Below are 12,914 nucleotides of genomic sequence, written 5' to 3' on the forward strand. Positions count from 1 at the left end.
AAACGAAGCGGGTGGATGGTCCACCCGCTTCGCCTGCGTCAACGGATCAAAGCCCGGCGTCGGCGGCAAGCGGCTTCTGCGCCTCGACGTCGGCGCGCACCTTGGCAAGTTGGTCGGTCGGCAGCGGCACGAGACCCTTGCGCGACAGGTAGCCATCCTCGCCGAGTGCCTTCTCGGAGACGTATTCGGCGATGAACTTATCGAGCCCGGGCACGACGCCGATGTGCTGCTTCTTGAAGTAGACGAACAGCGGGCGGGAAACCGAGTACTTGCCGTCGGCGATGGTGTCGAAGTCCGGCTCCACGCCGTCGATCTTGGCCCCCTTGATCTTGGCCGCGTTCTCCTCGAGGAAGGAATAGCCGAAGATGCCGACCGCCTTGGGGTTGGCGTCGAGTTTCTGGACGATGAGGTTGTCGTTCTCGCCGGCGTCGATGTAGGCACCGTCCTCGCGGATCGTCTTCCAGGCGGCGGCAAAAGCCTTCGCGTCGCTCTTCTTGAGATCGGCGAGAACCTTCTCGGCGCCCGGCTCCATGACGAGCTCGAGGAAGGAATCACGGGTGCCGGAAGTCGGCGGGGGGCCAAGCACCTCGATCTTCTCGTTCGGCAGCGCCTTGTCGATGTCTGACCAGTTCTTGTACGGGTTGGCGACCAGCTTGCCGTCCGGACCAGGAACTTCCTTGGCGAGAGCGAGGAAAATCTGCTCCTTGGTGAAGTTGAGGTCCGGACCCGCCTTGGAATTGGCGACGGTCAGTCCATCGAAGCCAACCTTCAGCTCGATGATGTCGGCGACGCCGTTCTTCTTGCAGTCTTCGAACTCCGACTTCTTGATGCGGCGCGAGGCGTTCGTTGCATCCGGATGGTCCGTGCCGACACCGGCGCAGAACAGCTTCATGCCGCCGCCCGTGCCGGTCGATTCAACGACCGGCGCCTTGCCGGCGCCCGAACGGCCGAACTGCTCGGCAACCGCCGTCGTGAAGGGATAGACCGTCGAGGAGCCGACGATGCGGATCTGGTCGCGCGCCTGGGCGGCACCGGCAGCGGCGACGCCGGCCAGCGTGAGGGCGGCGACGCTGACGAGGGAACGGAATTTCACGGTATATCTCCCTGATCTCTTGGAGCGGGACGGCGATCGCACGGCCATGACGGGGTCGTGCCGCATCCGCTTCGGCAATGCCGCAAGCACCACCGACACCTCTTGTCTATGACGGCAAGGTGACAGCCGAATGACAGCGTAACAATTTGATCCGTCTTAGTTTTGCGATTCGTCGCCGAGCGCTGGCAGCGTCACCGTGAAGGAAGCGCCCCGGCCCACATCGCTGGCGATGGCGAGGCGCCCGCGATGACGCATCACGATGTGCTTGACGATGGCAAGGCCGAGGCCGGTGCCACCCTTGCCCCGGCTGGCCGCAACATCGACGCGGTAGAAGCGCTCGGTCAGGCGCGGCAGGTGCTCGGGCGCGATGCCGGGGCCATAGTCGCGCACCACGACCGACACTTCACCCCCGCCGCTACCCGGTGCCGTGGTCGCAACCCGTACGTCGACGCGGCCGCCACCTTCGCCGTATTTCACGGCATTCTCGATCAGGTTCTCGAAGACGCGCAGGAGCTCGTCGCGCTCGCCGCGCACGTTGACCGGTCCCGGCGGGGCCTCGAGCACGATCTCGACCCCGCGCTCGCGCGCCAGCGGCGCAAGCGTGTCGATCATGTGGCGCAGCAGGGCGATGACATCGACGATCGCCGTCGGTTGCACGTGCACGCTGAGCTCGATGCGCGACAGCGACAGGAGGTCGTCGATGAGGCGCGCCATGCGCTGCGCCTGCTCGCGCATGATGGCGAGGAAGCGTTCGCGCGCGGCCGCGTCGTTGCGAGCCGGCCCCTGCAGGGTCTCGATGAACCCCATCAGCGAGGCGAGCGGCGTGCGCAACTCGTGGCTGGCGTTGGCGACGAAGTCGACCCGCATGTGCTCCAGCCGGCGTGCCGGCGTCAGATCGCGGAAATAGAGGGCGGCCCCGGCCCGACCGGCATCGGCCCCGGCCTCGTCGGACAGGGGAGCGATGTGCACCTCGAAGGCGCGCTCGACCGGCACACGCTCGACAAATTCGACCGCCTCGGCCTTGCCGCCCTTCACCACCCGATCGAGACCATCGAGCACGTCGGGTGCGCGCAGAGCGAAGGACAGGGGATGGGCGTTGCGCAGGCCCGGCAGCACGGCAATCGCCGCACGGTTGGCGTCGACCACGAGGCCACGCCGGTCAACGATGACGACGGGATCCGGCAAGGCCGCCAGAACGGCCGCCGGCCCGAAGGCGTGTTTCTGGCGCCGCTCGCCCGTCGTCACGACACGGCCGCTCAGCGGCCGCCGGTCGCGGAAGGCAAGGCCTGCGACGACAAGGCTGGCGAGCGCAGCGAGCGCAGTCGAGATGCCGAGCGAGCCGCCGGCCAACGCGGCGAGCGTAAATATCGCGCTGCTGAGGCCGGCGGTTCTGAGCGCGATGGCATTGGCGCTGAGCCGCAGGCTGTTCTTCGTCGTCTCGATCATGCCCTTGCCCGAACCGGCCGCACTCCCGGCAACCAAGGCCGGCGAATCGGGACGGGCGGCACGTCAAGGAGTCATCTCAACCGCCCTTCCGCGTCATCCCGATGACAGCGGCGATACGCCCTCAGCCGCGGCCCGAGCCCTTGCCGGCCAGTTCGTCCAGGCGCGCCTGCATCTCGAGCACCTGGCGCTTGAGGTCGTCAAGGTCGCCGCCCGCCTGCCGGGGCTCGTCCTCGCGCGGCCGCGCCGTGGGCTCGCCCTGCTGCCCGCCGCGCGGGCCGAACGGGGAGAACAACCTGAGGGCCTCGCCGAACATCGCCATGTTCGTGCGCACGTGCTCTTCCATGCTCTTGAAGGCAGCCGCCGGGCCGAAGGCCTCGGCCATCTTTTCGCGCAGCTTCTGCTGCTCGCGCGTGAAGTTCTCGATGGAGAACTCGAGGTAGCTCGGCACCAGCGCCTGCATGCTGTCGCCGTAGAAACGGATGAGCTGACGCAGGAAGGCGACCGGAAGCAGGTTCTGTCCGGCCTTGTTCTCCTCCTCGAAGATGATCTGCGTCAGTACCGAACGGGTGATGTCCTCGTTGGTCTTGGCATCGAAGACGATGAAGTCCTCCCCGTCCCGCACCATCTGCGCGAGGTCCTCCAGGGTGACGTATGTGCTGGTTCCCGTGTGATAGAGGCGGCGGTTGGCGTATTTCTTGATGACGGTCGGATTTTCTTCTGTCGCCATGGCTCTGCTTTGTCTCGTCCCGGCCCCGGTAAGGGCTCATGCCGCGGCGCCCGAAGCATTGCCGGCGTCGGAACCGGTTGCCTGCGCACGGCCTCCCCGGCGCAGACGATAGGCGCTAATCAGCCCGACGAAAACTCATTTGTGCGACACGGGGGCGCGGTGCGCGCCAGATGTGGTGCTTGACGCTCCGCGGAGGCCCCCCGAAGATGGCTTCGACCCGTCCACATGGCCCCGTCCAAGCGGCCGCAGCATGACAGCAAGGCCGCCATGAGCGGCAAAAGAAGGAACAAGGGAGATCACCATGGCCTCCACGGATATCGTCATCGTCGCCGCCACCCGCACGCCGGTAGGCTCGTTCAACGGCGCCTTCGCCAACGTGCCCGCGCATGTGCTGGGCGCCGCCGCCATCAAGGGTGCCCTCGAGCGGGCGGGCGTCGCCGCCGAAGAGGTCGACGAGGTCATCCTCGGCCAGGTGCTGACAGCCGGCGAAGGGCAGAACCCGGCCCGCCAGGCCGCGATGAAGGCGGGCATCCCGGTCGCCAAGACGGCCTGGAGCCTCAATCAGGTCTGCGGCTCGGGGCTGCGCGCCGTCGCCCTCGGCATGCAACAAATCGCCAACGGCGATGCTTCCGTGATCGTTGCCGGCGGGCAGGAATCGATGTCGTTGTCGCCGCACGCGGCCCACATGCGCACCGGCACCAAGTTCGGAGACGTGCAGTTCGTCGACACGATGATTCGCGACGGACTCTGGGATGCCTTCCATGGTTACCACATGGGCGTGACTGCGGAGAACGTGGCCCAGAAATGGCAGATCAGCCGCGAGGAGCAGGACGCCTTCGCGGTCGCCTCCCAGAACAAGGCCGAAGCCGCCAAGAAGGCCGGCCGCTTCGCGGAGGAGATCACGCCCGTGACGGTCGCCTCGCGCAAGGGTGACGTCGTTGTCGACACAGACGAGTACATCCGCGACGGAGCGACGCTCGATGCGGTCGCCAAGCTGCGGCCCGCCTTTCAGAAGGACGGCACGGTGACGGCTGGCAACGCCTCCGGCCTCAACGACGGGGCGGCGGCACTCGTGCTGATGACGGCGACGGAAGCCGAGCGGCGCGGCCTCAAGCCGATCGCCCGCATCGCCTCCTGGGCAACGGCAGGCGTCGAGCCGGCCGTCATGGGCTCGGGCCCGATCCCGGCCTCGCGCAAGGCGCTCGAGAAGGCGGGCTGGAAGGTGCAGGATCTCGACCTCGTCGAGGCCAACGAGGCCTTCGCCGCCCAGGCGCTGGCCGTCAATAAGGACATGGGCTGGAACCCCGACATCGTGAACGTCAATGGCGGTGCCATCGCCATCGGCCATCCCATCGGTGCTTCCGGCGCGCGCATCCTGACGACCCTGCTGCACGAGATGGGTCGGCGCGACGCCAAGAAGGGCCTCGCGACACTGTGCATCGGCGGCGGCATGGGAGTCGCCATGTGCGTGGAGCGCTGAAGACGGACCCGAAGGGGCTTTCCGGCGGCGGCCTCACCCCTTCCCGACAACGATAACGGCCAGAGGGAGAGAAACATGGCACGAGTTGCAGTCGTCACAGGTGGCACGCGCGGTATCGGCGCCGCGATCGCGCGCGCCCTGAAAGCGGCGGGGCACACGGTGGCCGCCAACTATGCAGGCAACGACGAGGCCGCCGCCCGCTTCAAGAGTGAGACCGGCATCTCCGTCTACAAGTGGGACGTGAGCGATGCCAGCGCCTGCGCCGACGGGCTGGCGCGCGTCGCGGCCGATCTCGGGCCGGTGGACGTCCTCGTCAACAATGCCGGCATCACCCGCGACGGCATGTTCCACCGTATGAACCTCGAGCAGTGGCAGGCGGTGATCCGTACCAACCTCGATTCGATGTTCACGATGACCCGGCCGGTGATCGAAGGCATGCGCGAGCGCGGCTTCGGCCGCATCATCAACATCTCGTCCATCAACGGCCAGAAGGGCCAGATGGGACAGACCAACTATTCCGCCGCCAAGGCTGGCGTCATCGGCTTCACCAAGGCGCTGGCGCAGGAAAACGCCGCCAAGGGCGTCACCGTCAACTGCATCTGCCCCGGCTACATCGACACCGACATGGTGGCGGCGGTGCCTGAGGATGTGCTGAAGAAAATCATCGCCGGCATCCCCGTCGGCCGTCTCGGCCGCGCCGAGGAAATCGCCGCCGCGGTGGTCTATCTCGCCTCCGATGCCGCAGCCTTCGCAACCGGTTCGGTACTGACCATCAACGGCGGTCAGTACATCGCCAACGGCTGAGCCAGCGCGGGCGCGCGTCACTCCTCCCGGAAGGCGCGCGCCAGCTGGTCCGCCAGCGGTTTCAGCATGTAGGAGAGAGCCGAGCGCGAGCCGGTGCGGATATGGACCTCGACCGGCATGCCCGGGACGAGCCTGAGACCGCGCAGGCGGGCGAGTTCATCCGGCGCGATGTGGATCCGGACCTTGTAGAACGCTTCACCCGTCGCCGCGACCGTGAGGAGGTCGGGCGCAACACTGGTGACGATGCCGGCGAGTTCGGGTGTGGTGCGCTGGCTGAAGGCCGAGAAGCGCACCACGGCCATCTGGTCCGGCGTCACCTGGTCGATGTCGCCCGGCGAGACCCGGGCCTCGACGACGAGTTCGTCGCTGCGCGGGACGATAAGCATCATAACCTGCCCCGCGCTGACAACCCCGCCAACCGTGTGTACATCGAGCTGATGGACGATGCCGTCCTGCGGGGCGCGGATGTCGATCCGCGCGAGCTGATCCTGCGCTGCCGTCCTGCGTTCGACATATTCGCCGATTCGGGCCTCGTAGTCCCGCAGCTCCTGCATCACTTCGGTCCGGCGGTTCTGGTCGAGCTGGATGATCTGCAGTTCCGTCTCGGCGATGCGCCCCCGGACCTGGGCGATGGCGGCGACGATCTGGCCACGCTCGCCGCCGAGGCGCGCGGCCTCCCGCTGCAGATGCTTGAGCCGGTTGATCTGGACGAGGTTACGCTCGAACAGCGCCAGCACACCGGCGAGTTCATCCTCGATCAGTGCGATCTCCCGGCCCTTTGCCGTCTGCTGGGCATCGAGGCCATCGATCTCGCGCCGCGACTGCAAGATGCGCTCGCGCAGCTGCGCTTTCTGACCCTCCATCGCCATCCGTCGGGCCCTGAAGAGGCGGCTTTCGCCATCGATGACCGCAGCGGCCTCGTCGTCCGTGCCGGCCCTGGCGACAAGGCCGGCGGGGAAGACGATCTCCGACAGGCCGTCACGCTCGGCGATGAGCCGTGCGACGCGGCCGGCCGCCTGGTCGAGCTGCTTGGAGACGAGTTGCAGACTGGCCCTGGCAAGGGTGGCATCGAGCCGCGCCAAGACGTCGCCAGCCCGCACCACGTCGCCTTCCCTGACATTGAGCTGGCCGAGGACGCCGCCGGTGGGATGCTGTACGCGCTTGACGTTGGATTCGACGACGAGGAGGCCGGGAGCGATGACGGCACCGGCCAGTTGCGCCACCGATGCCCAGCCGCCGATCGTGCCGAGCAGCAGGAAGGACATTGCGAGGCCGAGCGCCATATTGCGCCGGATCGAGCGCGCGTCGCAGCCTCCGGGTGGAAACCATGCGCTCATTGGGCACCCGCTTTGTTTTCCTCGACGACGGCCAGCGGTGCGGAGCTTCGGACGGGCCCCGATTGCCCGCGCATGCGGCGCAGCACCTCCTGGTGCGGGCCGAAGGCCTGCAGCGCTCCGTCGCGCAGGATGGCGATCAGGTCGACGCCCGCGAGCACGGCCGGGCGGTGCGCCACCACGACGACGATGCCGCCGCGGGCACGCACACCATGGATGGCTTCCGTCAGCGCCGTCTCACCTTCCGAATCGAGGTTGGAGTTGGGCTCGTCGAGGACCACGAAGAAGGGATCGCGATAGAGCGCCCGGGCCAGCGCCAGGCGCTGGCGCTGGCCCGCCGACAACGCTTCGCCGCGCTCACCGATCTGCGTCTCATAACCGTCCGGCAGACGCAGGATCATCTCGTGCACACCGGCCGCCATGGCCGCGGCGATCACCGCCTGGGCATCCGGCTCGTCCTCGAATCGGGCAATGTTGGCGGCGATGGTGCCGGCGAACAGCTCCACGTCCTGGGGCAGATAGCCGATGTGGCGGCCGAGGACGGTCTCGTCCCACTGGTCAAGGGCGGCGCCGTCGAGACGCACCGTGCCCGAGGCGAGCGGCCAGACGCCGACGAGGCCCCGCGCGAGGGATGACTTGCCGGCGGCGCTTGGGCCGATGATGCAGAGCGCCTGCCCCGCCTGCAGCCCGAAGGAGACGTTGCGAACGCTCGGCCGGCGCTGGCCCGGCACTGCGACCGAGAGTTGCTCGACGGCAAGGCTGGCGACGGGCGCCGGCAGGTCGAGCCGTCGCGCCGCCGGCGGTATCGCCTTGAGCAAGCTGGCGAGCCGGTGCCAGCTGTCGCGTGCGGCGACGAAGGACTTCCATTGCCCGATGACCAGTTCCACCGGCGCGAGCGCCCGGGTCGCGGCGATCGAGGCGGCGATGATGGCCCCTGCGGTCACCTCGCCGCGAATGGTCAGCCATGCGCCGAGTGCGAGAATGAGCGACTGCAGCAGGAGCCGCAGGACGCGGGAAGCGGCGCCGAGCCCGCCGACGATGTCGCCTGCCCGCCGCTGCTCGGCGAGAAAGGCCTGATTGAGGCCCAGCCAGCGCGCCGTGAGCCGTTCTCCAAAGCCCATGGCGCGCAGCACCTCGGCATTGCGGCGACCGGCGAGGCCGAGGTTGATACGTTGCACATTCTGCACAGCCAGCACGCGCTGGGGCCGGCGCGAGAGGATCTCGGCCGCCACGGTCAGGCCGACGAGCACCAAGGCACCCGCAGTCGCGAGGAGACCGAGGAAGGGATGCAGAACAAAGACGAAGAGCATGTAGAGCGGCATCCACGGCAAGTCGAAGAAGGCCGAGAGGCCGGGCCCTGCTACGAAACTGCGCAGCGTGTCGAGGTCGCGCACCGGGGTGAGACCGTCGTCCTGAAGCGCACTCCTGAGCGGCAGCGCCAGCACGCAGCGGAAGACGCGGGGAGCGAGTTCGGCGTGAAGGTGGCTGGCGATCCGCCCCAGCACCCGGCTGCGCACCGCCTCGAGCCCCCCCTGGAAGCCGAAGAGGAGCACGACGAGTACGCACAATGCGGCCAGGGTCGGCTCGCTGCGGCTCGACAGCACCCGGTCGTAGACCTGCAGCATGAAAATGGAGCCGGACAGCGCGAGGCAATTGATCACGCCAGAGATGAGGGCAAGACCTCCGAAAACCCAACGCAGTCGCCGAAATGCAGTCGCCAGTTCGCTGCGCGGCTCACTCATCGGCTCGCGTCCCTAGGACAGTCCGCCGCAGCGGACGACATCAGGCGGATGCGGCGATCGCGCAGCCGCCAGGTGCGGAGCCGGGGGGCGGCGTGCTGCGGCACACCGTGGGGGAAGGTGGAAGGACCGCCGCCCCCCGGCCCGAAGCGCCCCTGACCGGAAGCGCCCGCACAATCTGTATACGCGTCCGTCTTTACTGGATAAATAAGAAGCGCCGGAGCGCCACATCAATTGCGCTGAAAGCAAAATATCGATTGAATATTATTGATGAAGCTTGCGACGACTGAAAGATTGCTATTGATATGACAGACGATGGCATGCAGATATCTCAGGCCCTATGGCAGGAAGAGGCACGATCGCCACGCGGACAGCGAATCACGCTCAGCGCCCGGCTGTCGCATGCGCGGGCGTTGCCTCGCACCAACCGGTCGCGTCGAGGGCGGCGCGCATGTGCGGCGGCGCGGGGGCTGCGACCCGCACCGCCTCGCGGCTGGGATAGAGCGGGATGGCGAGCGCGGCGGCATGCAAGTGCAGCCCCGGCCCGCCTCTGCGCGGGGCATGGCCGTAGATGGTGTCGCCGAGGATAGGGAAGCCCGCCGCGGCGCAATGGACACGCAGCTGATGGGTGCGGCCGGTCACCGGCATCAGGGCGAGCCAGCTGACGCCCTCCCCGCGCCCGAGGACGCGCCAGCGCGTCAGCGCCGGCTGGCCGGCAGCATCCACCTTCATCCACCAGCCCCGCGCGGGATCGCGCGGGGCGAGCGGCATGTCGATCTCGCCCTCCTCGTCGCCCGGCCCGCCCTCGACGATGGCCCAGTAGGTCTTCTCGACCTTGCCCGACTGGAACAGGCGTCCCAGCTTGTCGAGCGCCTTGCGATGGCGGCCGAGCACGAGGCAGCCGGAGGTGTCGCGGTCGAGCCGGTGGGCGAGCTCGGGCCGCCGCGGCAGGCCGAAGCGCAATGCGTCGAGATGGTCGCTCAGCGTCTCGTCGCTCGTCGCCGTGCCGCTGCGCGGGCCGGGATGAACGGGCATGCCCGCCGGCTTGTCGATCACCAGCATCAGCGCGTCGCGATAGAGGAGGCGCGACACTATATCGAACGGCAACTCTTTCTCGTTCATGCGCTTCGGGCTATCGAGGGGGCAGGCCGAGGGCAAGGGAAAAGAACGCGAGGACCGATGAGCGACGGCGACAAGGACAAGCGCGGGATGCTGGCCCGGCTCTTCCGGCGCGGCGAGACCGCCCAGCCGGAGCCGCAGGCGCCGCCTTCCGAAGCCGAGGCGCCGCAGCCGCCATCACCGCCGCAGGAGGCCCCGCCCCAGGCAGTGCCCCAAACGTCGCCCGAGGCCACTCCCCAGCCCGCGCCCCGGCGCAGCTGGTGGCAGCGGCTGAAGGAGGGGCTGGCGCGCACCTCGTCCTCGCTCGGCCTCGGCATCACCGAGCTCTTCTCCAAGCGCCGCCTCGACGCCGCGACCATCGACGACCTCGAGGACATCCTGATCCAGGCCGACCTCGGCATCGAGACAGCGGCGCGCATCACCCGCTCGATCGCCGAGGGGCGCTACGACAAGGCCATCGACCCCGAGGAGGTCAAGGCCGTGCTGGCGCGCGAGGTGGAGGCGGTGCTCGCCCCCGTGGCGCATCCGCTTGCCGTCGACGCCGGCAGGAAGCCCTTCGTCATCCTCATGGTGGGGGTCAACGGCTCGGGCAAGACGACCACTATCGGCAAGCTCGCGGCGAAGTTCCGCGCCGAGGGGCGCAAGGTCATGCTGGCGGCGGGCGACACCTTCCGCGCCGCGGCCATCGAACAGCTCAAGGTGTGGGGCGAGCGCACCGGCGCGGCTGTGATCGCACGCGAGCAGGGGGCGGACGCGGCCGGTCTCGCCTTCGACGCCCTCAGCGAGGCGCGCGCGAGCGGCACGGACGTCGTGCTCGTCGACACCGCCGGGCGGCTGCAGAACAAGGCCAGCCTCATGGCCGAACTCGAGAAGGTGGTGCGGGTGATGAAGAAACTCGACGAGACGGCGCCGCACGCGGTGCTCCTCGTGCTCGACGCCACGACCGGCCAGAACGCGGTGAACCAGGTCGAGATCTTCGGCAAGACGGCCGGCGTCACGGGTCTCGTCATGACCAAGCTCGACGGCACGGCGCGCGGCGGCATCCTCGTCTCCATCGCCGCCAAATTCGGCCTGCCCGTGCATTTCATCGGCGTCGGCGAGGGCGTCGAGGACCTCGAACCCTTCACGGCACGCGATTTCGCCCGCGCCATCGCCGGATTGGAAGCATAAGAGCATGTCGAAGGAACTTGTGGAAAGCGACCCGAAGGGCCAGCACCTGCCGCCGCTCATCAAGCTCGCGCTGGAGCTTGGGCCGCTCGGACTGTTCTTCCTCGCCAACACCCGCCCGGGGCTGTTCGCGCCGCTCATGCAGCCGCTCGTGCCGGCCTCGATCCTGGCAGGCGGCCAGGCCGGCATCTTCACGGCGACGGCGGTGTTCATGCTCGCGACACTGGTGGCGCTCGCCATCCATTACCGGCTCGTCGGCAAGCTGCCGATCATGCCGCTCGTCTCCGGCATCGTCGTCCTCGTTTTCGGTACGCTGACGCTCGTCCTGCACGACGAGTTGTTCATCAAGCTCAAGCCCACCATCGTCAACGCGCTGTTTGGCTCGGTCCTGCTCGGCGGGCTTCTGTTCGGCAAGTCGCTGCTCGGCTTCGTGCTCGACAGCGTCTTCGAGCTCGACGCCGAAGGCTGGCGCAAGCTGACCCTGCGCTGGGGCCTGTTCTTCTTCTTTCTCGCGCTGCTGAACGAGGTCGTCTGGCGCACGCAGACGACGGACTTCTGGGTGAACTTCAAGGTCTTCGGCGTGATGCCCATCACGCTTGCCTTCGCGCTCGCGCAAACGCCGCTCATCATGCGCCACAGTCCGGCGACGGACGAGGGCACCAAGTCCTGAGCCACAGGCTCAAACGGCGTCATTCTCCAGCGTGTAGATCGGCATCGCCTCGTTGCGCCCGCGCAGGGTCTGCGTTCCAAGGCTTCGCCAATGCGAGCCGGCGCGCTCAGGATCCTCGCCCGCCGCCCTGAGGACGTCGCCCGAGGCGACCAGCGGTACCTCGAGGGCCTTAGTCGCGTCCTCGAGTCGGGCCGCGACGTTGACGGCATCGCCCATGACGGTGAATTCGAGGCGCTGCTCGTCGCCGATGGCGCCGACGAAGGCCGTGCCGAAGTGAACGCCGATGCCCACCGCTACCGGCACGGCACCGGTTGCCTTGCGCAGCCCGTTCCACTCGTCGACCGAGGCAAGCATCGAGCGGCAGAAGGCAAGCGCCCGGGCCGCATCGTCGCCGCTCGTCTGCGGCAGACCGAAGATGATGAAGGCGCCGTCGCCGATGAACTTGTCGATGACACCGCCGTGCTGGCGCGCCGCCCGCGTGACGCGGGCGCGGAAGGCGCCGATGAAGCCGGTGAGTGCCGCTGGGCTCATCGCCTCGCCCATGGCGGTCGAGCCGCGGATGTCGATGAAGACGAGCGCCACTTCGGCGCGGCGTCCTATCCGCAGGTCCTCGATGTTGTCGCTCGACAGCACGGGCAGAAGCTCGGCGGGGAGATAGCGCGCGAGATTCAGCCGGCGTGTCGTCTCGGCCACCGCCCGGTTGAGCAGGCGCCGGCCGCGCACGGCGCCAAGCACGAGCACCGCCCCGCCGAGCGCGAGCATCGCGGCACGGGCCGTGTTCGCCGGTACGGAATAGAACATCTCCGCATCGCGCAGGAAGGTCTCCGGAGCGAGGTTCGAGCCCCATCCCCCCAAGCAGGCGACCAGTGCCAAACCGACGAGGGTCAGGCACAGGGCATAGAGCTGCACCCAGGGACGGATGCGCAGGGCACTGACCGCAAGCAGCAGCGGAAACACTCCGACCACCGGAAACATGCTCATGAACGCGACGGGCAGGCGCAGGTCGCGCAGGTCGGCGAGAAGGCTGCCGGTGAGGACGGCGATGTCGACCGTCACCGTCACATAGGCCATCCATGGCCGCCAGCGGCCGAACTTCACGAGCAGATAGACCGCAAGGCCCGCGAAGAAGAGGAGGCCAAGCGTCGCCCGCGCCTGGTTGCGCGCCTCCGTAAGATCGAGCAGCGAGATGTCGTTGCTGCGCTTGAGGACAACCTCCACGGTCACGAGGAGCGCGACCGCGATGGCCATACGCACCACGCTCGCTGCCCGTTCGGCCGACAGGTCGGCCTCTAGCAGCAGGCGCTCGCTGCCATTCGCCGGAAGGGCTGGCGCCAT

11 protein-coding genes are annotated in these 12,914 nt (G+C 68.1%); 4 read left to right on the plus strand and 7 right to left on the minus strand.

Annotation, left to right across the window (positions count from 1 at the left end; all coding sequences use genetic code 11):
* Positions 1-46: 46 nt before the first annotated feature.
* The 3 genes from ASC46_RS13225 to phaR all read right to left on the minus strand — a co-directional run bounded on the left by ASC46_RS13225 (position 47) and on the right by phaR (position 3,266).
* Positions 47-1,093 (minus strand): PstS family phosphate ABC transporter substrate-binding protein, encoded by a 1,047-nt coding sequence (locus ASC46_RS13225; RefSeq protein ID WP_055459776.1) that lies wholly within the window; start codon positions 1,091-1,093, stop codon positions 47-49.
* Positions 1,094-1,249: 156 nt separating this feature from the next.
* Positions 1,250-2,539 carry an ATP-binding protein gene (locus tag ASC46_RS13230; RefSeq protein ID WP_096335374.1) on the minus strand — a complete coding sequence of 430 codons (1,290 nt, stop codon included), beginning with the start codon at positions 2,537-2,539 and terminating at the stop codon, positions 1,250-1,252.
* Positions 2,540-2,660: 121 nt separating this feature from the next.
* Entirely contained in the window at positions 2,661-3,266 is a 606-nt protein-coding gene (gene phaR / locus ASC46_RS13235) for a polyhydroxyalkanoate synthesis repressor PhaR (RefSeq protein ID WP_055459777.1), read from the minus strand.
* Positions 3,267-3,567: 301 nt separating this feature from the next.
* Between phaR and ASC46_RS13240 the strand changes: the two genes are divergently transcribed.
* Both ASC46_RS13240 and phbB read left to right on the plus strand, forming a co-directional pair.
* Entirely contained in the window at positions 3,568-4,746 is a 1,179-nt protein-coding gene (locus ASC46_RS13240) for an acetyl-CoA C-acetyltransferase (protein ID WP_055459778.1), read from the plus strand.
* Between the two features lie 75 nt (positions 4,747-4,821).
* The gene (gene phbB, locus ASC46_RS13245) at positions 4,822-5,550 is read left to right on the plus strand and encodes an acetoacetyl-CoA reductase (RefSeq protein ID WP_055459779.1); all 729 of its coding nucleotides are present in this window, start codon (positions 4,822-4,824) and stop codon (positions 5,548-5,550) included.
* 17 nt (positions 5,551-5,567) lie between these two features.
* On the opposite strand, the gene ASC46_RS13250 is transcribed toward phbB, so the two are convergent.
* The 3 genes from ASC46_RS13250 to ASC46_RS13260 form a co-directional block, all read right to left on the minus strand.
* Entirely contained in the window at positions 5,568-6,833 is a 1,266-nt protein-coding gene (locus tag ASC46_RS13250; protein ID WP_245280546.1) for an HlyD family type I secretion periplasmic adaptor subunit, read from the minus strand.
* 50 nt (positions 6,834-6,883) lie between these two features.
* Complete coding sequence (locus ASC46_RS13255) at positions 6,884-8,626, minus strand: type I secretion system permease/ATPase (RefSeq protein WP_055459781.1); 1,743 nt, start codon at positions 8,624-8,626, stop codon at positions 6,884-6,886.
* 381 nt (positions 8,627-9,007) lie between these two features.
* Entirely contained in the window at positions 9,008-9,745 is a 738-nt protein-coding gene (locus tag ASC46_RS13260; RefSeq protein ID WP_055459782.1) for an RluA family pseudouridine synthase, read from the minus strand.
* 57 nt (positions 9,746-9,802) lie between these two features.
* Here ASC46_RS13260 and ftsY point away from each other — a divergent pair, with 57 nt between their 5' ends.
* A complete protein-coding gene (gene ftsY / locus ASC46_RS13265) occupies positions 9,803-10,912 on the plus strand; it encodes a signal recognition particle-docking protein FtsY (protein WP_055459783.1) in 1,110 nt (369 codons plus the stop codon).
* Between the two features lie 4 nt (positions 10,913-10,916).
* A complete protein-coding gene (locus tag ASC46_RS13270; RefSeq protein WP_055459784.1) occupies positions 10,917-11,579 on the plus strand; it encodes a septation protein A in 663 nt (220 codons plus the stop codon).
* Between the two features lie 9 nt (positions 11,580-11,588).
* Here the strand turns inward: ASC46_RS13270 and ASC46_RS13275 are convergent, their stop codons facing one another.
* Entirely contained in the window at positions 11,589-12,914 is a 1,326-nt protein-coding gene (locus ASC46_RS13275; protein ID WP_055459785.1) for an adenylate/guanylate cyclase domain-containing protein, read from the minus strand.

It is taken from the genome of Chelatococcus sambhunathii (assembly GCF_001418005.1).
In the GTDB taxonomy this organism is placed as follows: domain Bacteria; phylum Pseudomonadota; class Alphaproteobacteria; order Rhizobiales; family Beijerinckiaceae; genus Chelatococcus_A; species Chelatococcus_A sambhunathii.

Coding starts and splice junctions, on each gene's coding strand:
- ASC46_RS13230 (WP_096335374.1), bottom strand. CDS start 2,539: ATGATCGAGACGACGAAGAACAGCCTGCGGCTCAGCGCCAATGCCATC.
- phaR (WP_055459777.1), bottom strand. CDS start 3,266: ATGGCGACAGAAGAAAATCCGACCGTCATCAAGAAATACGCCAACCGC.
- ASC46_RS13240 (WP_055459778.1), top strand. CDS start 3,568: ATGGCCTCCACGGATATCGTCATCGTCGCCGCCACCCGCACGCCGGTA.
- phbB (WP_055459779.1), top strand. CDS start 4,822: ATGGCACGAGTTGCAGTCGTCACAGGTGGCACGCGCGGTATCGGCGCC.
- ASC46_RS13250 (WP_245280546.1), bottom strand. CDS start 6,833: ATGGCGCTCGGCCTCGCAATGTCCTTCCTGCTGCTCGGCACGATCGGC.
- ASC46_RS13255 (WP_055459781.1), bottom strand. CDS start 8,626: ATGAGTGAGCCGCGCAGCGAACTGGCGACTGCATTTCGGCGACTGCGT.
- ASC46_RS13260 (WP_055459782.1), bottom strand. CDS start 9,745: ATGAACGAGAAAGAGTTGCCGTTCGATATAGTGTCGCGCCTCCTCTAT.
- ftsY (WP_055459783.1), top strand. CDS start 9,803: ATGAGCGACGGCGACAAGGACAAGCGCGGGATGCTGGCCCGGCTCTTC.
- ASC46_RS13270 (WP_055459784.1), top strand. CDS start 10,917: ATGTCGAAGGAACTTGTGGAAAGCGACCCGAAGGGCCAGCACCTGCCG.
- ASC46_RS13275 (WP_055459785.1), bottom strand. CDS start 12,914: ATGGCGCCAGCCCTTCCGGCGAATGGCAGCGAGCGCCTGCTGCTAGAG.